Here is a 21,402-nt window from a genome sequence, read left to right as displayed (position 1 = left end):
TGGTTTAAAAAATTTAAAAATTATTTCAGATCGCTCAAATCGCTTTCAGCTTCTAGTTCTGTTGGGTCTTGGTTTTGCCTGAACAAACGAGCTTTCAAATCTCCTTTCAAGATAATTTTTTCGCCTTTAACTTCTAACCAGCTTCCTTCTCTTAAGCCTAAAACCGGAATTGAATTAAATGCGTGAAATTCTTTAATTCTTGTTTCGCGAGTTTCTCCCATGTGTTTCGATTGTAGATCGGCATCCAAATAATGCGGATTTAAGTTAAATGGAATTAATCCTAAAGTTTGAAAACTTGGAGGATAAACAATAGGCATATCGTTTGTACTCTGCATAGACAAACCGCAAATATTGCTTCCTGCACTCGATCCTAGATACGGAGTTCCATTTTTTACAGTCTCAGAAAGTAACTGCATAACATTGTTTTTGTAAAGCTGTGTAACTAGCAAAAAAGTATTTCCTCCGCCTGTAAAAATTCCTTCCGCGTTCTTTACCGCATCTTTCGGATTTTCAAATTCATGAATTCCTTTAACCTCAATGTTAATTGTAGCGAAAGCTTCAGCAGCTTTTTTTGTATAGTCGTCGTGCGAAATACCCCCAGGGCGTGCATACGGAATAAATAAGATTGTTTTGCAGTTTTTAAAATGTGTTTTTAAAATAGGTAAAATATATTCTAAGTAGTTGCCTCCGTGTAAAGTAGAAGTACTGGCAATAATAATGCTTTTCATGATTTTTAAACTCAAATTTTGTTTGTTAAAGGTATTAAAAAGTCTGTTTTTCTTTAAATTTTTGCGGTTTTAATTAACATATTTTTACCAACTCATTAGTATTAAATTTGGAACGACTTGAGATATTTTTACCGTTTTAACAATATTTTTAATTTATTTCATTTTGCTTCATAAAATTAGTTGTTTTTTAATTGTTATCGCGGGTCAGGTTGGCTGGTCTCAGAGTCTTCAGGATCGTTCTGTTTTTAATGGTTCGGTGGTTTCCAACGCATCAGATATGGAAGGTATTTATGTGATCAATGCCCAGACGGAAGAGACTGTAACCACAAATGCAGCAGGATCGTTTTCTATTTTAGCAAAAGCAGACGATGTGCTGGTTTTTTCTTCGATAAGTTTTAAAGAAAAAAGGGTTTTATTGAAACAAGAAGATTTCTCCAATCTCAATTTTACTGTTAATCTCAATATGGTTATGTATCAATTACAAGAAGTTGTTGTAAAACGATATGATAACATTAACGCCGAAAGCCTGGGGATAATTCCGTTAGGACAAAAGAAATACACCGCAGCAGAACGTAAACTGCAGACGGCAACTGCGCTAAACGCTACAGCAAATGCAGGTACAATGGCTGGAGGTTCTGTATCTGCAGATCCGTTGCTTAATTTTTTCTCAGGGCGAACAGCTATACTTAAAAAAGAAGTTGCGGTTGAGAAGAAAGAGTTTTTCATGAGATTGCTAGAAAATATGTTTAGTCTCGATCATTTTATTGACCGATTAAAAATACCGGCAGATTATGTAAAAGGTTTTGAATATTATGCAATAGAAAATGATAAGTTTACTGCAATTTTGAATTCTAAGAATAAAACTTCTACAGAATTTCTTTTAGGAGAATTAGCTGTAAAATACAAAGAAATGATTGTTAGTGAAAAAAAATAAAATCATATCAATTCTTGTTTTTTTGTTTCTTGCTCAGATTAGTTTTGGACAAAAAAACGATAGTAAACAAGTAGCCGGTAAAGTGCTAGAACACTCCACTCCAATTGAAGGGGTAAATATTATTAATAATGCTACTCAGGTAGCGACAGTTTCAGATTCTGATGGTAATTTTTTAATAATGGCCAAAGAAGGTGATGTTCTGGTTTTTTCTGCGGTTAATTTGGAACCGATAAAAAAGAGAATTACAGCTGAAGATCTGTATCCGAATACTTTAGTGGTGAAAATGACCGCAAAAGAAGTGGAGTTGAAAGAGGTTGTGGTAAATGAAAATGCCAATATAACAGCTGAAAATTTAGGAATTATTCCGTACGGACAAAAAAAATACACGCCCGCAGAACGAAAAGTTTATACCGCTACTTCAACATCGATTGATAAGCTTTTAAATAGTATTTCTGGGCGAACTGCCATGCTAAAAAAAGAAGTGAATGTAGAGAAAAAGGAAGCTCTTTTTAGAAAGCTGGAATATCTTTTTGAGGAGAATTATTATACGGAAAGATTAAAAATACCTGTAGATTATATAAAAGGATTTCAATTATTTTGTGTGGATGATGCTGAATTTGCTGTATCTTTGAATACGAAAAACAAAACAATGAGTATGTTTTTAATCACAGATCTAGCAAGAAAATATCTAACAATTCTCGAAAATGAAAAATAAATTAGGAGTACTCGTTGTCTGCTTATTTTGTCAATTTGTATTAGGGCAAAACGGTTTTAGGAAACCATTACACGGTCAAGTTATAAACGATTTTTTAACGATAGAAAGTGGTTACGTAATGAATATTAATGCTAATGTCAGAACATTTATTGGTTCTGGTGGTTTATTTGATATCATGGCACAGCCAAAAGATACTTTGCTGTTTTCTGGCCTTACATTTCAATCAAAAAAAATAGTTTTAACTGAAAAAGACTGTGCTGAGATTCTGTTTAAAGTGAAATTGGACATGGTTAATAATCAGCTTAAGGAAGTTGTAGTTCATAAAGAATTAAAAGTAAAATCGTTAGAAGGCAATTCTCAAAAATTTGTAGATATGCAGTTTGAAGACGACAATCAGTCTACAGCGAAAAATAATGCAATGATGTCTGATCAGACTATAAAATATGGAACCGATTTTGTTCGAATCTTTAAAGATGTCAAAAAGCTTTTAAGTAAAAAAGAAGATGTAAGAGAGGAAGAAGTTACCGATATTGCTTTTGTAGAATATGCCAAAGATAATTTTACGAAAGATTTTTATTCTAAAACGCTAAATCTTAAAGATGACGAAATTGAGCTTTTCTTAATGTACTGTTCAAACGATCCGCATTCTAAACAATTGTTAGATCCAGACCAGAAGTTTCAGCTGATGGATTTCATGATTAATAAGAATAAAGAATTTAAGAAGGCTGCTGCTGTTCAAAAATGAAAAAAAAGTTAGTTTATCCTTTGCTGGCTATTTTGTTTGTATTGTTTTCAGCATTTACTTTTCATAAATTTTATGTTGGTGTTTTTCAGGTGAATTATGCTGCCGAAAAGAAAATGTTACAAATTACTTCCCGCATTTTTATTGATGATTTAAATAATGCAATGGAAAAAAAGTACCACAAAAAAACTTTTGTAGGTACAAGCAAAGAAACTCCGGCAGATGTTGAATTGCTTAAAAAATATCTATCAGAGCATTTTTTAATTAAAGTAAACGGACAATCGAAAGCAATAACATTTTTGTCTAAAGAAGTTGAAGCCGACGACGTTTTGGTTTGTTATTCAAGAATTAAGGATATAGATAAATTTAAAACTCTTGAGATTTCCAATACAGTTTTGGTAGATTGGAATTCAGAACAGCAAAACATTACACATATTTCAGCATTTGATACAAAAAGAAGTGTGCTTTTTACAGAATCTTCAAGGAAAGAATTGTTAAAATATTAAGACATTGATAAAATTAATGTTATAATTACTATTTTCACAGGCTAAAGAAATTACCATTAAAATTTTATGAAAAAACTTTCATTATTATTACTATTTCCTGCAATGTTAGTGGCGCAGGATAAAGCTGTAACCGCGCCTGCTAAGCAACAAGGAAAGTACGATACTAATAAGTTTAGCCAGATGTACGACTTACTGGCAACGCCAAATATGTTTCGTACAGCTTCTGGAGCTCCAGGGCCGGCATATTACCAACAGCAGGCAGATTACAAAATTGATGTTGAATTGGATGATAAAAATTCAAGATTAAGCGGATCTGAAACGATTACCTATACCAATAATTCGCCAGATGTTCTGGAATATTTATGGATACAGCTAGATCAGAATCAGGCAAAAGCAAATACGCAAACTTCATTAGCTGAAAGTGATAAAATTAGTCAGGTTTTACCTCTTGAAGGATTTTCTTCTAAATATTTGAAAAAAGATTTAGAGCGCGGTTTTAATATCGAACAAGTTAAAGATGCTAAAGGAAATGCGATGTCGTATACGATTAATGAAACCATGATGCGTATTAACTTGACTTCGCCTTTAAAACCTGGGGAAAAAATTTCTTTCTCAATCAAATGGTGGTACAATATTAATAATTATAGAAAAGAAGGCGGTCGATCAGGATATGAATTATTCGAGAAAGATGGCAATAAATTATATGTAATTGCTCAATTCTACCCAAGAATGGCGGTTTACAACGATGTTGAAGGATGGCAAAACATGCAATTCTGGGGAAGCGGAGAGTTTGCTCTTCCTTTCGGAAACTTCGATGTAAACATTACTGTTCCAGCAGATCACGTGATCGATGCAACGGGAGAATTAATGAACAGAAGCGAAGTCTTTACAGCTGAACAAGTGAAAAGATACGAACAAGCTCAAAAATCATTTGATAAACCTGTAGTCATTGTAACACAGGCAGAAGCTGAAGCAGCTGAAAAGGGGTTTTCTGAAAAGAAAAAAACGTGGAAATTCAGCGCTAAAAATGTTCGTGATTTCGGAATTGCTTCTTCGAGAAAATTCATTTATGATGCAATGGCTGTTAAGATGGGGAACAGAACTGTTATGGCAGAATCTGTTTATCCAAAAGAAGCAAACCCGCTTTGGGGAGAAACTTCTACAATGGTCGTAGCACATACCTTAAAAAGTTATTCATCTCATACGTTCGAATATCCATACCCAAAAGCAGTTTCAGTTTCGGCAGAAGATCAAGGAATGGAATATCCAATGATTTGTTGGAATTATGGTCGTCCGGACGAAAACGGAGTGACAAGTAAAGAAGTGAAAAACGGAATGATAGGTGTTATTATTCATGAAGTTGGACATACTTTCTTTCCAATGATTGTGAATTCGGATGAACGCCAATGGACTTGGATGGATGAAGGTTTGAATTCATTTTTAGAATATTTGGCAGAACAGGAATTAGACCCGAATTTCCCTTCAAGAAGAGGGCCGGCAAAAAATATTGTTCCGTACATGAGTGGTGATCAAAAGTTTTTAGAACCGATTATGTCTAATTCAGAAACAATTCACCAATTTGGAAATAACGCTTACGGAAAACCAGCTACAGGTCTTAATATTTTGAGAGAAGTAGTTATGGGAAGAGAATTATTCGATCACGCATTCAGAACGTATGCAAACAGATGGAAATTTAAACATCCAACTCCAGAAGATTTCTTTAGAACAATGGAAGATGCTTCGGCGGTAGATTTGGATTGGTTTTGGAGAGGATGGTTCTATTCAACAGATTTTGTAGATATTGGTATTAAAGAAGTGAAACAATATTATGTTTCAGATACTCCAACTACAGATATTAAAGATGTTAAAGTAAGAAAAGGACGTTTTGGATTCGAAAAAGGACCTTTTGTTTATTTGGTTTCTGGAGACAATGCAGAAGTAAGCAACTCTAAGAAAAAAGCTTTAAAAATGGAAGATTTTAAGCCTCTGGCAGATTACGTTGATCAAACTTTTACTGCTGAAGAAAAAGCGACCATTAAATCTCCTAAATACTTCTACGAAGTAGAATTTAATAAACCAGGCGGAATGATTATGCCTATTTTAGTAGAGATTACTTACGAAGATGGTTCTAAAGATAATTACAAATATCCAGCACAAATCTGGAGAAAAAGTAATGAAACTGCTAGAAAAGTATACGCTACAACAAAAGCAATTAAGAGTATTCAGATAGATCCGCAGTTGCTAACAGCAGATATTGATGTAACCAATAACTCTTGGCCAAAAGTAGAAACAAAGTCAAAATTTGACTAAAAAAAATAAGACTTAGAATAAAAAGTTCATCGGGTTTAAAAGCTCGATGAACTTTTTTCTTTTTTGAAATATATTTTAAAGGACTTTTTAAGTTAATTTTAAAACTCAGAGCGTTCAAAATTTAATATCTTTGCGACAAACAAAAATAAAAGTTATGTTTGGTATAGGAGGAGGAGAATTAGTTTTCATACTGTTTATCGTGTTAATGCTTTTTGGTTCAGACAAAGTGCCAGAAATTGCTCGTACAATGGGGAAAGCGATGGCTCAATTAAAGAATGCAACTAATGATATTAAAAGTGAAATCCAAAAAGGAGCAGAGGCTAATGGCCTTGATTCAAAATCCTTGACTGATATCACTGGAAATATTAATGCGGAAATTAATAACGCAAAATCTAATTTACTTGGCGATACAGGAAATCTTTTAGGAGATACTGCAAATGAAATCGAAAAAGTAAAAGAAGACATTGATACCCTTTCTGGACCTATAAAACGCCAAAGATAATGCTTGAAAAAATACAGGAATTAGATAAAGATCTTTTAATTTATCTAAACGGGTTAGGTTCTGAAACATACGATAAATTATGGCTTATTATTACCAGTCAATTAAACTGGACGCCATTTTTCTTATTATTGTTCTATCTTATTTATAAAAAAGTAGGAGGAAAACAAACCCTGTATATTTTACTTTTTATAGCAATTCTGCTTGCTTTTACAGACCAGACCTGTAATTTGTTTAAACATACTTTTCAGCGTTTGCGCCCTTGCAATGACCCTGAAGTGAACTCAATCATCAGAGTAGTTCAGGTTCGAAAATCGTTTAGCTTTTTCTCTGGACATGCCGCAAACACAATGGCGGTTGCAACTTTCTTATTTTGGGTTTTAAGGCGCTATTTTAAATATATTGGTTTCTTATTCCTGTGGCCTTTAATTTTCGCTTACAGCCGAATTTATTTAGGATTACATTTTCCAGGCGATATCCTAGCAGGTTATTTCTTTGGAGCACTTTTTGGATCACTCTTATATTTGGTTTACAGAAAGCTAAAACCGCAGTATTTTCCAGGATAGTTTTTTTAAGGTTCTAAGGTGCTGAGGGACTAAGGTTCTAAGTTTTTTTAGCTTAATAAATATATTGTTTGTCTTCAGTTTTGTCTGGAGGTTTAATAAAGTCAAGAAAAAAGGCTTTAGCCAAAAACATTAAGATGTTTGGCTAAAGCCTTTTTTTAATCTTAGAGCCTTAGTCCCTCAGCACCTTAGAAGCTTAAAAAAAACTAATTCAAAACCGTTTTTTCACTCCATTCCAATCCATTTGGGAGCTGCTGTTTGCTAAATTCAATATGGATGACTCTTCTTCGTTCGTTGTTTGTGGTTTTGTTTGAAGCATGAAATAATAAAGGTTTCATAATCATAATTCCACCTTTTTCGACTTCGCAGATTGTTTCTTTTTCATTTTCGAAATCAAGGTTTTCAATTCTCAAAATTCCTTTCGAATGCGAGTTGTTTATCACTTTTAGAGCTCCATTATCTTTAGTGGTTTTATCGATATGAATTCTGATTGTGAAATTATTCTCTAATATTTCTGTAGGAGGCTGTACTGCAAATTGATTTTGTTTTACAGTCCAATTTTCGAAATTTTCTATTTCAATTTTTTGATCAACAGAAATTGTTAGATCCTGATGATAAGCTACAAACCAATTCGATTTTTCTGGTTTATCAAAATAGATAGACTTTGTAATAAAAAAGCCTTCACCAAAAATGTTCTCAATAATTTCCTGCAGTTTTTTATTAAAAATAACTGGAAGAGTTTCTGGAATTTCTTTATGAAATTGCCTAATAGCAAATAAATCTTGAGACTTTCTAAAAGTAGAACTCTCTTGATTGTTTGCAGTTTTATTTTCAATTAATGAAATTAAATTTTCAATTTCATTTTCTGTAAAAACATTATTTATTATTGAAAAACCTTCGTTATCTACCTGATTGGAATAATCCATTTTAATTGTTTTAAACATAGAAAGAAAACCTTAGCACCTTAGCATCTTAGTAGCTTAGTAGCTTAGAACCTTATAATTAAAGCACCCTCGAAACCGTCAATCCATCTCGTATTGGCAATAAAACCGTTTCAACTCTTGGATCTTCTTTTAAAAGCTGATTGTATTCTAAAAGTACCTTTGTACTTATGTCATTTGGGTGAACAGGATCCAGAATTTTTCCGCTCCATAAAACATTATCAGATAAAATAATGCCACCTTTATTCATTTTTGGAACAATCATTTCCCAGTAATTCAGATAGTTTTCTTTATCAGCATCGATAAAAACCAAATCAAACTTTAGGTCTAAATCTGGAATGATATTTACAGCTTCACCTAAATGCTGAACAATCTGGTTTCCCCAGGGAGACAGATCAAAATATTTTCGCTGAAAATCGACCAATTCTTCTTTAATATCAATAGTATGTAATTGACCATTCTCCTGCATTCCTTCGCATAAACATAAAGCCGCATAACCGGTATAAGTTCCAATTTCAAGAATATTTACAGGACGAATTAATTTAGACAGCATACTTAAAACACGGCCTTGAAAATGACCACTCAACATTCTTGGTAAAAGTATTTTTTGATATGTTTCTTTATTGAGTTTTGCCAGCAATTCTGGTTCTTTTTCAGAATGCTGTTCGATATAATCTTCTAATTCTTGAGATATAAAATGCATGTTGTACTGTCTTGTAATTTAGCAACAAAAATACAAAATTATACACTTAATATAGGGTATAAAAAAACCATTCGTTTTGCGAATGGTTTCTGTTTTGGATTTAGATGAATTTTATTTTTTCAAAGCTTCATTTACATCTTTAGCTGTTTTTACAGTTCCGTCTTTAGCGGCTTTAGCAGCATTTTCAACTTTTTCTGCGCCTTTTTTAGTAGCGTCTTTTACATCGGTAGCCGTTTTCTTAGCAGCATTTTCAACGTCATTGGCTGCTTTTTTAGTCGCGTCTTTTACATCCTGAGCTGCTGTTTGTGTTGCATCTTTTGCTTTTGCAGCGGCACCTTCGGCTTTGCTTACAGCACTGTCCGTTACTTCTTCAATGTCTGTTGTTAAAGAATCTACTTTGTTTCCAAGTGTTAATTCTTCATCGGCTGGTTTAGTTTCTTTTTTCTCGCAAGATTGAACAGCGAAAGCTAATAAAGCAATTACAGCTAAACTCAAAATTTGTTTTTTCATAATTTAATTTTTTTAGGTTGATAAAAACTTAAAGGTTAAATGGCTGAAAAATAAAAGTACAAATTTTAAAATGATTGAGCTCTTTGTAAGATTATTTTTCTTTTGAGAGCAAAACAATTCTTGTGCCAAATTTTGATTTTTTTTGTAAGTGCGTTTTAATTTTTAATAGAAAAAATTATTTTTTATATAAGGAGAAATTAATCACAATGTCGTCTTTAACTTTGATCAATCCAGCCATCTTTACAGGAGCTTCCAATTCGATGTCAGAGAATTTCAGATTAAGAGTTCCTTGAATTTTGTCGTCGTTATTGTATAGAATAAAATCTTTGTATTTTAGGGTTTTATCTGTAATGAAAAAGTTTAATCTGCATTTGTAGTTTTTTCCGACAGGTTTTATGTCGCTTATAGAAACAGTGCTGTTCGGAAACTTTTTAGCCTTGACAGTTCCTTGTAAATCTTTGGTCATTATTTTATTGCCACAATCAAACTCTGACATTTTGATCTCAGTATTAAAAGTGTTTTTTTTGATCGAATTTACAAAGACTGTATCTTTTATAGAAAAAGTATTAGAGCAATTGTATTTACCAACAGTTGATAGTCCTGTGATTTCTATTTTAATTTTATTTATTACCACAGCCGTATCTTCTGGAAAAAAAGTGGGTTTAGCACTTCCTAAGAAAAAGAATAGTGCTAAACCCATAATTAATATTGAAAATCTTGTTTTCATTTTTTTTTTAGAATGAAATTGTAGCTTCGAATACTAAACCATCAAACTTACCTCCATAAAAATTGTTTGGATTTCCACTAGCTGGATTTCCCACAAATTGTGAGTAATTTTTATAGTTTTGATTAACGTAATTTAATTTAGCTAAAATGTTTTTAGTCATAAACCAACCAGCACTTGCTTCAAATCTATCTACTGTTACCTCTTTAGCATCTGCATTAGACAATTTTCCAGATACTGTGTTATATTTACCTCCAAGGTAGAATTGTTCTGTTTTTCCAAATCTGTAGATCACCTCTGTAGCATATTGGTTAGCAGTACGTTTGTCGTCAGTTCCAGCTTTGTCTCCTCCTGAAGCTAATTCGATTGTTCCGAAAAATTCAAGTCCTTTGTATTTTACAAAAGGGTTAATCATGTATGAAGTAGCCCAGTTTTTAAAATTAGGGTTGAACGTTGCCTCTGGAGTAGAAGTTTTACTGAAACTAGTAGGAACATCTGTAGAAGTTGTAGTGACATTTCCGTCAGCGTCGGTTCTAGTAATGGTATTGTTGTAAGCATTATTATTCAAAATACCCCAGTAACCAAATCCTGATCTATTAGCAGCATATATGTTTGCGTTACCTAGATTTGCATTATGATAGTAAGAACCTGTAAGTCTAATTCTTAAATCTTGGCTCAGTTGTTTGTCATAACCAAATTTAGCTAAGATTGAAGGACTATGCGTTGTATTTGTGTTTGGACCAGAAGTGTAAAAAACTTCTTCGTTACTTTGATTTAAATTACCATTGGTAACACCTAACATGCTTACCCAACCATTTCTTTTGTAGTACACTTCCATACCCATTTCTGTGGTGAACGAATTCATGATGTTATTACCAACAAATGCATTTCTTATTGTGTTTCCATTATCAGAACTTCTGAAGTGAGCATCACCAAAGTTGTTCTCCATTTGTCCAATTTTAATTGTAGCATATTTCATTACATCAGCCAAGAAGTCTTTTTTGATAAAGTCTAACTTGTCAATTTGTAAGTATCCGCCTTTCACATAAGAATCATTGTGATGTCTTGATGCTAAATAAATATCTAAATTTACTCTCACACCATCAAATAACTGAGCTCCAATGTACATATCAGCCGCAGGAAGAGTAAAATTGTTTTCTGTATTCATTAAACGATAGCCAGTAATTGTTCTTACAGTAGTTGTATTACCTGCTGTCGTGGTAGTAGTAGAACTAGCAGGTTGGTCGTTGAATGAATTTGTGGCTTGAAAATCCATGTTGAAAGCACCACCAAGATCTATACTAAGACCTTTAAACTCTCTATCATCTTTTTGAACGTCAAAAACGTTGATACCATTTTTATCTCTCGAAATTTGGTTTTGCATATTTCCAAAGCTAACTTGTGCTTGAACGGTAAATGTGCTAATTGCTGCAATAAATAGAATATAAATCTTCTTCATGGCGGTTATAAATTAAAGGTTAAATTAAATTTTACAGTTAGGTCTTGTCCTGTTTTTATTGTACCAAGCATTGCGGTTGGCGATTTCATTCCGAATTCTGAAAAAGTGATTTTATTAGATCCTTGCAGATTTAAACCATCTTTTGTAACGGTTGTTTTTACGTTGGTTTTATAAACTTTGCTAACTCCTGCAATGGTGTAAGTTCCAGTTAATTCCCAAGTTGTTTCATTTACTTTTTCAGCAGATTTCAGAACGTATTTAATGTTTTTGTTTTTATCTGTTTTTAGCGTTTCGTAAGCTACCTTGTCCATGCTTTTTTTCTCGCTTTTTACACTTTCTGCTAAAAGAGTAACTGTCAGAGCTTCTATCTCAGTTAATTTTCCATTAGCAATATTTAAAGAAGCCGTTCCAGTTCCAGAAGCCGATTTCATTTCCCAGTCGTGAAGTGTAGATGTTCCCGCAACAGAAAAAGTTGATTTACTATCTAAGGAATATGATTTTTGTGCTTTTGCAAACGAAGTGATTCCGAAAATTGCAATAACGAGAGCGAATAATTTCATTTTATTGGTTTTCATTTTTATTGTGTTTTTTAGATTTTAAAAAATATAGATAAACTCGGCCAATTCTATCTTTAAGTATTTTATATTGTTTTTTAACTTGTATCAAAGATCCTCCTATATACCGTTTTAGTACATGATAAAAATCATTGTTAAAATTTTATTAAATTGCTATTTATAAACTACAACGTTTTCATTTTTTGAGGAATCGATAAACAAGGAGGCGAATTTTATTAAATCGATAATTTTAACATTTGGTTAAAAAAAAGCACTCTTAAAAAGAGTGCAATTTTTAACATTCAGCTGACGCTCTATTTAGCTTAAAATAATATTGAAGATGACTGTGAGATCTTTTCCTGCTTTTACAACTCCTAGAGCAGCCTTTGGAGGAGTCATTTCAAAATCTCCAAAAGTAATTTGGTTAGAACCCTGCAAAACAAAAGCTCCTTTAGTTGCCGTTACTTTTACTTGAGTTTTATATTCTTTGCTCACGCCAGCAATAGTATAAACACCAGTTAAGTCCCAAGTTGTTTCATCAATTTTTTCAGCAGATTTTAAAACATATTCAATATATTTATATGTTTCGGTATCCATAGCTTCATAAGCTACTTTGTCCATGCTTGTTTTATAGCTTTTTAAGCTTTCTGCCAATAACGAAACCGTTAAGCTATTTATACCAGCAAGTTTAGCATCTTTAACTATTAAATTGGCAGTTCCGGTTCCTTCTGTAGATTTCATTACCCAGTCATGTACGGTAGAAGTTCCTGCTACTTCAAAAGTGGAGTTGGCAGTTATGTTATAATTTTTTTGCGCATTTGCCTGTAATGACATTGTTGTAAAAATTACGGTCAGTAAAATTGATTGAATTGTTTTCATGTTGATAAAGTATAGGTTAATCACTCAAATAAGGAAGTTTTAAAATTCAGTTAGTGGTTCAAAAATTAAAAACAATACTTATTTCTTAGACCAAAATTATCGCGCGCGTATAGAAAACGAAATGATAAAAATCATGGCTAAATATTTATTAAATTGTTATAGTAAAGAATGCCAAACATTATTAAAGTTGGTTTTTTGATATTTATACTAATGAAAGTTAAGTGTAAGTTGTTGCTGTTTTTGTGATCGAAAATACTAGAACTGTTTTGAGAACTTTTTCTAGATAAAAATCAAATTAAAAGACAGACAAGACTTTGAGTTTTAGAAAATAATAGAAAAGGACTGTCATTTTCTCCCTATTTTTTATGGTTTAAATAAGAATGAATGTAAAAAGCCAAAAAAAATGACAAAAGTGATTAACTTTGCAGCATGCAAATGGAGAAAAAAGACATACGAGCCTTATCAAAAGAGCAGCTTCGCGATTTTTTTGTTGAAAATGGAGATAAAGCTTTCCGTGGAAATCAGGTTTATGAATGGTTATGGAGCAAAGGAGCTCACAGTTTTGAAGACATGACAAACGTAGCAAAAGCTACAAGATCTATGTTGGAGAACAATTTTGTAATCAACCATATTAAAGTTGATACGATGCAGAAAAGTAGTGACGGAACGGTAAAAAATGCCGTGCGCCTTCATGATGGTCTTGTGGTAGAATCTGTTTTAATTCCGACCGAAACCAGAACTACAGCATGTGTCTCTAGTCAGGTAGGTTGTAGTTTAGATTGTAATTTCTGCGCAACAGCGAGATTAAAAAGAATGCGAAATCTAGAACCAGGCGAAATTTATGATCAGGTTTTGGCTATTGACAAAGAAAGCCGTCTTTATTACAATCATCCGCTTTCAAATATCGTTTTCATGGGAATGGGCGAACCTTTAATGAATTATAACAATGTCATTAAAGCCATCGATATGATTACTTCAGAAGAAGGCTTAGGAATGTCTCCAAAACGAATCATGGTTTCGACCTCTGGAATTCCGAAAATAATCAAAAAAATGGCAGACGATGATGTGAAGTTTAAGCTGGCAGTTTCTCTGCACTCTGCTATAGACGAAACCCGTGCACGCATCATGCCATTCAGTAAAAACTTCCCTTTAAAAGATTTGAGAGAAGCTTTAGAATATTGGTACAGAAAAACCAAAAGCAAAGTTTCTTACGAATATGTAGTTTGGAAAGGAATTAACGATGATAAAGCTTCGGTTGACGCATTGGTGAAATTCTGTAAATATGTACCGTGCAAAGTTAATTTAATTGAATATAACCCAATCGATGATGGCGAATTCCAGCAAGCTTCAGAAGAATCGATTATGGCATACATAAAAGCGTTAGAAAATATCGGCGTAGTAGTAAAAGTACGAAGAAGCCGAGGAAAAGATATTGATGCCGCATGCGGACAATTAGCCAATAAAGAAGCAGAGACAATATAAGGTTACTAAAAATAACTCCGTCAGGAGTAAAATATCGGTAGCGGAATCACAATATAAGGTTGTCTAAATTACTCCGTTAAGAGTAAAATATCGGTGGCAGAATCATATAAGGTTGTTTAGTATACTCCGTTAGGAGTAAAATATCGGTAGTAGCAATGTTTATAGAAAATATATTCAGATAAAAACAAAAAGCATTAAAAACGAGAGTTTTTCTCTTTTTTAATGCTTTTTTTGGACAAAAAGGATGCTTTATTTTTTCAAATCAACTTCTTCTGTAACTCCATCTTTTGTTACTGTTGCAAGTGTATCACATTCTCCGTTTCCATAATCAAGAGTAGCTGAAGCACCATTTTTTGTTATAGAAACAATTCCTTTTACTGCAAAAGATTTTCTGCAAGACGCATTAAATTCTAAAGGAGTAGTAATCTCTGCAGAGAAAGTATCTCCGTTAGGGAAAGTTGTAGTGCCACTTCCGGTAACCACAAATACATTATCCTCCCAATCAAACCATGTGTCATAACCAGAAGTCATTTCTTTTATCAAAGTTCCTTTTCTAGTATACACTTTTCCATCATCAAAAGTAATGGCTAAATCTATAGATGCCGTAGAAACTGGGTGTGGTGTCACTAATAGGCTGGTTTCTTTAATGGTTCTTACAATGCTTTTACTTCCCTGAAGTTTTTTGTCATTATGATAAAATCCTTCAAAAGTGTAGCTAATAGTTTGTGTAGAAGAAGTGAAATCATTAGAAAAAGAAACAACCATTTTTCCTTTAACTGTATTTCCGTTGTTAAGAGTACAGCCTTCAGCGCCAAAATCGACAGTTTTTGTCCAAGTATTGTTGGTTAAAACGGTTGTAATGGTGGCACAACTCGGAAGATAATTTTTTATTGGTCCGCTTGGTTTTGCATTCACATTAAGCTGAGAACTAAATTGGTCTTCAGCAATATTCGTAACATCCTCAACAGAAGCATCGATTTTAGAATTAGTTATAATTTCTTCGTTCGTAATCGCAGCGACTGTTTCATCATTTGTTTTTTCATCAGAATTACAGCTGATAAAAAAAGACATCGTAATATAAGTGCTAAGTAATAAAAATTTTGTTTTCATAAATAAATAGTTTGGGTTCTTCTTTTAAGTTAATGAATTCAAATCAGTATTAGTTAGAGCTATTTTGGGTGTTTTATTTAAGGTTCGAGCATAAAATATTTAAATCCTAACCTAAAATACACAACGTATTTTTATTTAAAATAGTATATTTGGGGTCTAAATGAATATTACGTCTCAAATAAAGCAACCCATTTTTAACGAGATGGAACTTTTCGAAAAAAAGTTCCATGAATCGATGACTTCTAAGGTTGCCTTACTAAACAGAATCACCTATTATATCGTAAACCGTAAAGGAAAACAAATGCGTCCGATGTTTGTTTTTCTTACTGCAAAAATGGTTTCTGGCGGTACTGTAAATGAGAGAACCTATCGCGGAGCTTCTGTAATTGAACTTATTCACACCGCAACTTTAGTACACGATGATGTAGTAGACGACAGCAATCGCCGCCGCGGATTTTTCTCCATCAATGCACTTTGGAAAAATAAAATTGCCGTTCTCGTTGGAGATTATTTATTGTCTAAAGGTTTGTTACTTTCTATAGATAATGGCGATTTTGATTTATTGAGAATCATTTCTGTAGCCGTTCGCGAAATGAGCGAAGGAGAATTGCTTCAAATCGAAAAAGCAAGAAGATTGGATATTACCGAAGACGTGTATTACGAAATCATCCGTAAAAAAACCGCAACGCTTATTGCTGCTTGTTGTGCGCTTGGCGCGAAAGCCGTGATCGAAGACGATATTCAGGTAGAAAACATGCGCAAATTCGGCGAGTTAATAGGAATGGCTTTCCAAATCAAAGACGATTTATTCGACTACAGTGAAGAAGCCATCGGAAAACCAACGGGAATAGATATTAAAGAGCAAAAAATGACATTGCCTTTAATTCATGTTTTAAACACTTGTACTCCGCAAGAAAAAAAGTGGCTGATAAACTCCATCAAAAACCACAACAAAGACAAAAAACGCGTAAAAGAAGTGATTGCCTTTGTGAAAAATAATAATGGTTTGGCTTACGCCGAAAACAAAATGGTCGAATTCCAGCAGGAAGCACTTGCATTACTTCAAAACTTCGAAGATTCAGAATACAAAGATGCTCTCACTTTGATGGTGAACTACGTTATTGAAAGAAAAAAATAGTCTCTCAAATTAGATAATTAGAAAACTTGTCAATTAGATAATTGTTTTACTTTGTTGTAAATCAGTTGTCTATTTTTATTTTGTTGGGATTTGAAATTTTTTTATTGAAATTTTTAATAGTTGATGCAACCATTTCAAATCAACAATCGTCTATGCTAATAGAAGTCTATTTCTAAAACCAAAACCGAACCGCTTATTAATGAAAATTATAGCATTACATCAAGAAGAAGCTAAAATCATAAAGCTCGCTGTCGAAAACAATCGTCAGGCGCAGCAGCAGATTTATAGTAAGTTTTCTTCTAAAATGTTAAGCGTGTGCCGTCAATATATAAAAGACATTCAGCTGGCAGAAGATGTAATGATAACCGCTTTCATGAAAGTATTTACGAATCTGAAAAACTTTGAACACAAAGGCAGTTTTGAAGGCTGGATTCGCAGAATTATGGTTAACGAATGCATTTCGTATTTAAGAGTTCAGAAAAAAGTAAAATTTGCTGAAGATGAGTTTTTTGTTGAGGAAAGCTTTAATCAAATCGACAGCCAGTTTACGGTAGAACAGATTCAGTATTTAATTGATGCTTTGCCAGATGGCTACAAAATGGTTTTCAATTTATATGCGATTGAAGGTTACAAACACAATGAGATTGCCAAGATGTTAGGAATAAATGAAGGAACATCGAAATCGCAATTATCGCACGCTAGAAAAATGCTCCAAACACAAATTACTATTTTAAAAAAACAAGATAATGGAACCGAATAATTTTGAAAAGGATTTCCGTGACAAACTAAACCAGCGCAAAATTGAACCAAGCAATAAAGCCTGGGATCGATTGGATGCGATGCTGACTGTGGCAGAAGAGAAAGAGCCAGTTAAACTTCATTCCAAAAAATCAAAAAGAAAATGGTTGTATATCGCGGCCAGCTTCATCGGGTTTTTATTGGTTGGGACACTGTTTTTCAATCAGAATAAAGATGCAGTTAAAACGCCAGAAACGGTAGTTGTGGAAAAAGAAAACGAAACTCAAAAAGAATCAGTAAAAGAGCCTATTTTAAATACTATTGATTCAGCGAAAGCGGAAACTGCAATTGCTGAAAAAACTTCGGAAGAAAGAGCAAACAAAAATGAAAAAAACAATTCCGAAGCTTCGGGACAAATTTCAGATAAAAACAATCAAAATGAATCAAATCAAATAGCGGAGTCTTCAATCATCATCAAAAACAATCAAGAAAAACAATCAACAACCAGTCAAACTTTAGTTGCAGAAACTTCAAAAAAAGAAAATATAGATCAACTATTAGAAACGGCAGAAAATAAAATTCTGGCAGAAAATGCGTCTAAATCAAAATCTAAATCAAAATCTAAAGTAAAAATCAATTCTAACGATCTATTGGATCAGGTAGATGGGGAATTGGAGCTTTCTTTTAGAGAAAAACTGATTACCAAAATAAATAGAAGTTATCACACGGTCAAAGTTGCGGTTGAAAATCGAAACGTTAAAAAATAAGTACAATCATCACACGAGAGCTTAGCTCGAACTGGCGTAGCAATCAAATTAATCCAATCAATCAAAAAAAGTAATCATGAAAAATTTAACCATTTATTTATTCCTTCTGTTTTTCTTATTTGTCACAAAATTGCTGGCACAGGAAACTTTTGAGAACAAAGCAAAGGCAATAGCAATAGAAATCGAAAAAATTACAAAGGAAGAAAAAGCAGAACTTAAAAAAGAAGTTGACGATGTTAACACACAATTAGTCGAAGGAACTATTTCTAAAGAAGAAGCAGAAAAAAGAAAAAAGGAATTTGCAGAAAAGAGAGCCCGTAATATCGAAAATAGAGTTGCCGTAGAACAAGAAAAATTACAGGAACTGATTCAGGAAAAAGTAGATGGAAAGCTAAACTATGAGAAAGCGAAAGGAGGAACCATTTTGGTAATTGGCGGAAACAATGACTCCATTAGAGCGAATCAAACAGAAATAAAAATTCCTGCAATGAAAGTATACGACGGTAAGGATGATAAAATTAAAAGAGAATCTAAAAGAACAACTTCTCAATTTGTATTTGCAATGGGGTTGAATAGTAGTATGGTGGATGGTAAACTTCAAGATTCTAATTACGACTTTATTGGGTCGCATTTTTACGAATGGGGTTTGACTTTAAATTCTAGAATTCTAAACGACAATAATTTATTGCATGCCAAATACGGTCTTTCTTTAATGTATAATAATCTTCGTCCGACAGATAATCGCAGTTTTGTTGTAAACGGCCAACAAACAGATTTAGTTACAAATCCGATACATTTAAAAGAATCTCTTTTTAGAAATGTGTATTTAGTGGCTCCGGTTCATTTAGAATTTGATTTTTCGAAAGACGGCAATCATGATGGGAAAACCTATTTTAGAACACACAAAGGATTCAGAATGGGGTTTGGAGGATATGCTGGAATCAATGTAAAATCGAAACAGATTTTAAAGTTTGAAGACAATGATTATAAAACGACACAAAAAACAAAAGGCGATTATAATGTCAATAATTTTATTTATGGATTGAGTTCTTACTTTGGCTACAAAGAAATAAGCTTGTATTTGAAATATGACTTAAATCCAATTTTTAAGAACAATTTAGTTGATGAGAATAATATTTCTTTGGGTATTCGCTTCGATTTCAATTAAGAAAATTAAGTTTAGTTAGTAAAGAGCATCTCTATTTGGAGGTGCTTTTTTTGTTTAAAAAATCATTTAAAATTCAACCAAGATTTACGTATTTTTGCTAGCTATCCACTTAAAAAAATAATTTAGATTTTGATTTCACAAAGCACCATAGATTCTGTTTTTGAAACTGCTCGAGTAGAGGAGGTTATCGGCGATTTTGTGAATTTGAAACGCGCAGGAAGTAACTTTAAAGGATTGAGTCCGTTCTCAGATGAGCGTTCGCCTTCGTTCATGGTATCGCCCGCAAAAGGAATTTGGAAAGACTTTAGTACAGGAAAAGGAGGAAATTCCGTTAAGTTTTTAATGGAACATTCGCAGTTTACCTATCCAGAAGCCATTCGATATTTAGCCAAAAAATATAATATCGAAATTGAAGAAACGGAACAGACAGAAGCGGAAAAAGCAAATACAGATCTTCGCGAAAGTATGTATCTGGTTTCGGAGTTTGCTTCTAAATATTTTCATGATGTCTTATTGAATTCTGAAGAAGGAAAAGCCATTGGTTTATCGTATTTTAAAGAAAGAGGTTTTACTAACGAAACCATTAAAAAGTTTAATTTAGGATATTCTCCAGAAACCTGGGATGCTTTGACAAAAGAAGCCTTAGGAAAAGGCTATAAATTAGAATTTCTAGAAAGTACAGGTTTAACAATTCCGAGAGAAGACCGCCCTTTTGACCGATTTAAAGGGCGCGTAATGTTCCCGATTCAAAGTATGTCAGGACGTGTTTTAGGTTTTGGAGGACGTATTTTAACCAATGATAAAAAAGCGGCAAAATACCTGAACTCGCCAGAAAGCGATATTTACCATAAAAGTAAAGTCCTTTACGGAATTTACCATGCCAAACAATCCATAGCCAAACAAAACAATTGTTATCTGGTAGAAGGGTATACCGATGTAATTCAGTTTAATCAGGCTGGAATAGAAAACGTTGTGGCATCTTCTGGAACGGCATTAACGCCAGATCAGATTCGTTTGATCAATCGTCTGACGCGAAATATCACCGTTCTTTTTGATGGAGATGCGGCAGGTTTGCGAGCTGCAATTCGAGGAATCGATTTGATTCTGGAAGAAGGAATGAATGTTCGTGTTTGTTCTTTCCCGCAAGGAGAAGATCCAGATAGTTTTGCGCGTGCCAATTCGCATGACGATTTAGTTGCTTATCTAGAAAATAACAGTAAAGATTTTATACAGTTTAAAGCTTCGATCTTAATGGATGAAGCCAAAAACGATCCTATAAAAAAAGCCGATCTGATTCGTGATATGGTTGCGAGTATTTCTAAAATTCCAGACCGTATTCAGCGTGAAGTATATATTCAGGAATGTGCGCGAATCATGGATATTTCAGAGCAGGTTCTAACGAGTACTTTGGCACAGCTGATTCAGAAAGATATCGCTGACGCGAATAAAAAACAGAAACAAGAGCAAAGACCTTTTGAAGTAGTTAGAAACCAGCTGCAAGCCGGCACTTTTTCAGGAGGAGATCCAGAAGATCCAAGAACAGGACCGCCAGATGATTATCCAGGAGATCCAGGGTACTATCCGCAAGAACAAGCTCAAAAAGTAGATATTCTCTATAATTTTGAAAAGAAAGTAATTGAAATTTTACTATTGTACGGAAGTGTGGTAGAAAGTTTCGAAGATGTTTACTTGAAAGCTGATGAAGAAGGAAATGTAAAAGAAGTATCGGAAAAAAGAGAATATAAAGTATTTCAAAAAATATATTTAAGTCTTCAGGAAGATGAAATAGAATTGTCAAATGTCTTGTTTCAAAATATTTACAATAATATTATTGATTTTTATAACCAGAATGAAACTTTTAATCTAGACAAATATCTAATGCATCTGGAGCCCGATTTTGCTCAAGAGGTGACCAATATATTAATGGAAGATGAAAGATTAACCATTCACAATTGGGAAGGGCAGAATATTTTTCCAAAACAGAAAAGCGAAACCATCGAGCAGAATGTTTCTGAGACGATATTTGCTATGAGATGGTATTTGGTGTCTGGAATTATTGCCGAATTAAAGAATTCGCTATTAACCAATCCGCAGGAAGATAATTCAGAGGTTTTAAGTATGGTGATTGATTATTCCAAATTGCTAAATAACTTTTCGAAAAAATTAGGACGAGTAGTAGTGCCTTATCACTAAAAAGAAAAAACTCTATCTAATTGATAAAATCAAAATAGA

At 33.2% G+C, this 21,402-nt stretch carries 22 protein-coding genes; 13 read left to right on the top strand and 9 right to left on the bottom strand.

From position 1 onward, the window contains the following. Positions 1 to 20: 20 nt before the first annotated feature. Positions 21 to 728 (bottom strand): dipeptidase PepE, encoded by a 708-nt coding sequence (gene pepE, locus EG814_RS19875; RefSeq protein ID WP_125723623.1) that lies wholly within the window; start codon positions 726 to 728, stop codon positions 21 to 23. Positions 729 to 891: 163 nt separating this feature from the next. Between pepE and EG814_RS19870 the strand changes: the two genes are divergently transcribed. The 7 genes from EG814_RS19870 to EG814_RS19840 all read left to right on the top strand — a co-directional run bounded on the left by EG814_RS19870 (position 892) and on the right by EG814_RS19840 (position 7,000). Next, positions 892 to 1,662 (top strand): carboxypeptidase-like regulatory domain-containing protein, encoded by a 771-nt coding sequence (locus tag EG814_RS19870; RefSeq protein WP_125723622.1) that lies wholly within the window; start codon positions 892 to 894, stop codon positions 1,660 to 1,662. Next, complete coding sequence (locus EG814_RS19865) at positions 1,649 to 2,377, top strand: carboxypeptidase-like regulatory domain-containing protein (RefSeq protein ID WP_125723621.1); 729 nt, start codon at positions 1,649 to 1,651, stop codon at positions 2,375 to 2,377. The genes EG814_RS19870 and EG814_RS19865 overlap by 14 nt, the downstream gene beginning before the upstream one ends. Further along, entirely contained in the window at positions 2,367 to 3,122 is a 756-nt protein-coding gene (locus EG814_RS19860) for a hypothetical protein (RefSeq protein WP_125723620.1), read from the top strand. Before EG814_RS19865 ends, EG814_RS19860 begins: the two co-directional genes overlap by 11 nt. Further along, on the top strand, positions 3,119 to 3,625 hold the full coding sequence (locus EG814_RS19855; protein ID WP_125723619.1) for a DUF6702 family protein: 507 nt from the start codon (positions 3,119 to 3,121) through the stop codon (positions 3,623 to 3,625). Before EG814_RS19860 ends, EG814_RS19855 begins: the two co-directional genes overlap by 4 nt. A gap of 66 nt (positions 3,626 to 3,691) precedes the next feature. Continuing rightward, a complete protein-coding gene (locus EG814_RS19850) occupies positions 3,692 to 5,935 on the top strand; it encodes a M1 family metallopeptidase (RefSeq protein ID WP_125723618.1) in 2,244 nt (747 codons plus the stop codon). 154 nt (positions 5,936 to 6,089) lie between these two features. After that, positions 6,090 to 6,437, top strand: a complete 348-nt coding sequence (locus EG814_RS19845) for a Sec-independent protein translocase subunit TatA/TatB (RefSeq protein ID WP_125723617.1) — start codon at positions 6,090 to 6,092, stop codon at positions 6,435 to 6,437. Next, positions 6,437 to 7,000 carry a phosphatase PAP2 family protein gene (locus EG814_RS19840; RefSeq protein ID WP_125723616.1) on the top strand — a complete coding sequence of 188 codons (564 nt, stop codon included), beginning with the start codon at positions 6,437 to 6,439 and terminating at the stop codon, positions 6,998 to 7,000. Before EG814_RS19845 ends, EG814_RS19840 begins: the two co-directional genes overlap by 1 nt. A 203-nt stretch (positions 7,001 to 7,203) precedes the next feature. Here the strand turns inward: EG814_RS19840 and EG814_RS19835 are convergent, their stop codons facing one another. From EG814_RS19835 to EG814_RS19805, 7 genes are all read right to left on the bottom strand, one after another. Next, positions 7,204 to 7,923 (bottom strand): phytanoyl-CoA dioxygenase family protein, encoded by a 720-nt coding sequence (locus tag EG814_RS19835; protein ID WP_125723615.1) that lies wholly within the window; start codon positions 7,921 to 7,923, stop codon positions 7,204 to 7,206. Between the two features lie 76 nt (positions 7,924 to 7,999). After that, complete coding sequence (locus EG814_RS19830) at positions 8,000 to 8,641, bottom strand: O-methyltransferase (protein ID WP_125723614.1); 642 nt, start codon at positions 8,639 to 8,641, stop codon at positions 8,000 to 8,002. Positions 8,642 to 8,752: 111 nt separating this feature from the next. Then, positions 8,753 to 9,151 carry a hypothetical protein gene (locus EG814_RS19825; RefSeq protein WP_125723613.1) on the bottom strand — a complete coding sequence of 133 codons (399 nt, stop codon included), beginning with the start codon at positions 9,149 to 9,151 and terminating at the stop codon, positions 8,753 to 8,755. 175 nt (positions 9,152 to 9,326) lie between these two features. Beyond that, positions 9,327 to 9,878 (bottom strand): hypothetical protein, encoded by a 552-nt coding sequence (locus EG814_RS19820; protein ID WP_125723612.1) that lies wholly within the window; start codon positions 9,876 to 9,878, stop codon positions 9,327 to 9,329. A 7-nt stretch (positions 9,879 to 9,885) separates the two neighbouring features. After that, positions 9,886 to 11,334 carry a hypothetical protein gene (locus tag EG814_RS19815; RefSeq protein WP_125723611.1) on the bottom strand — a complete coding sequence of 483 codons (1,449 nt, stop codon included), beginning with the start codon at positions 11,332 to 11,334 and terminating at the stop codon, positions 9,886 to 9,888. Positions 11,335 to 11,339: 5 nt separating this feature from the next. After that, a complete protein-coding gene (locus tag EG814_RS19810) occupies positions 11,340 to 11,909 on the bottom strand; it encodes a YceI family protein (RefSeq protein ID WP_125723610.1) in 570 nt (189 codons plus the stop codon). A gap of 297 nt (positions 11,910 to 12,206) precedes the next feature. Continuing rightward, the gene (locus EG814_RS19805) at positions 12,207 to 12,767 is read right to left on the bottom strand and encodes a YceI family protein (RefSeq protein WP_125723609.1); all 561 of its coding nucleotides are present in this window, start codon (positions 12,765 to 12,767) and stop codon (positions 12,207 to 12,209) included. Positions 12,768 to 13,196: 429 nt separating this feature from the next. Here EG814_RS19805 and rlmN point away from each other — a divergent pair, with 429 nt between their 5' ends. Beyond that, positions 13,197 to 14,249, top strand: a complete 1,053-nt coding sequence (gene rlmN / locus EG814_RS19800; RefSeq protein ID WP_125723608.1) for a 23S rRNA (adenine(2503)-C(2))-methyltransferase RlmN — start codon at positions 13,197 to 13,199, stop codon at positions 14,247 to 14,249. 249 nt (positions 14,250 to 14,498) lie between these two features. Here rlmN and EG814_RS19795 read toward each other — a convergent pair whose 3' ends face one another. Then, positions 14,499 to 15,359 (bottom strand): hypothetical protein, encoded by an 861-nt coding sequence (locus EG814_RS19795; RefSeq protein WP_125723607.1) that lies wholly within the window; start codon positions 15,357 to 15,359, stop codon positions 14,499 to 14,501. A 160-nt stretch (positions 15,360 to 15,519) separates the two neighbouring features. On the opposite strand from EG814_RS19795, the gene EG814_RS19790 reads away from it, so the two are divergent. From EG814_RS19790 to dnaG, 5 genes are all read left to right on the top strand, one after another. Continuing rightward, entirely contained in the window at positions 15,520 to 16,497 is a 978-nt protein-coding gene (locus EG814_RS19790) for a polyprenyl synthetase family protein (protein ID WP_109191933.1), read from the top strand. Positions 16,498 to 16,696: 199 nt separating this feature from the next. Then, positions 16,697 to 17,257 (top strand): RNA polymerase sigma factor, encoded by a 561-nt coding sequence (locus EG814_RS19785; protein WP_125723606.1) that lies wholly within the window; start codon positions 16,697 to 16,699, stop codon positions 17,255 to 17,257. Continuing rightward, positions 17,244 to 18,002, top strand: a complete 759-nt coding sequence (locus EG814_RS19780; RefSeq protein ID WP_125723605.1) for a hypothetical protein — start codon at positions 17,244 to 17,246, stop codon at positions 18,000 to 18,002. The genes EG814_RS19785 and EG814_RS19780 overlap by 14 nt, the downstream gene beginning before the upstream one ends. A gap of 76 nt (positions 18,003 to 18,078) precedes the next feature. Further along, positions 18,079 to 19,170, top strand: coding sequence for a hypothetical protein (locus tag EG814_RS19775; RefSeq protein WP_125723604.1), 1,092 nt, complete (start codon positions 18,079 to 18,081; stop codon positions 19,168 to 19,170). A gap of 129 nt (positions 19,171 to 19,299) precedes the next feature. Beyond that, on the top strand, positions 19,300 to 21,363 hold the full coding sequence (dnaG, locus tag EG814_RS19770) for a DNA primase (protein ID WP_125723603.1): 2,064 nt from the start codon (positions 19,300 to 19,302) through the stop codon (positions 21,361 to 21,363). Positions 21,364 to 21,402: the final 39 nt, after the last annotated feature.

It is taken from the genome of Flavobacterium ustbae (assembly GCF_003946915.1).
Classification (GTDB): domain Bacteria; phylum Bacteroidota; class Bacteroidia; order Flavobacteriales; family Flavobacteriaceae; genus Flavobacterium; species Flavobacterium ustbae.
The sequence above is the reverse complement of the archived record's forward strand: the minus strand, read 5'-3'. Positions and strand labels throughout refer to the sequence as shown.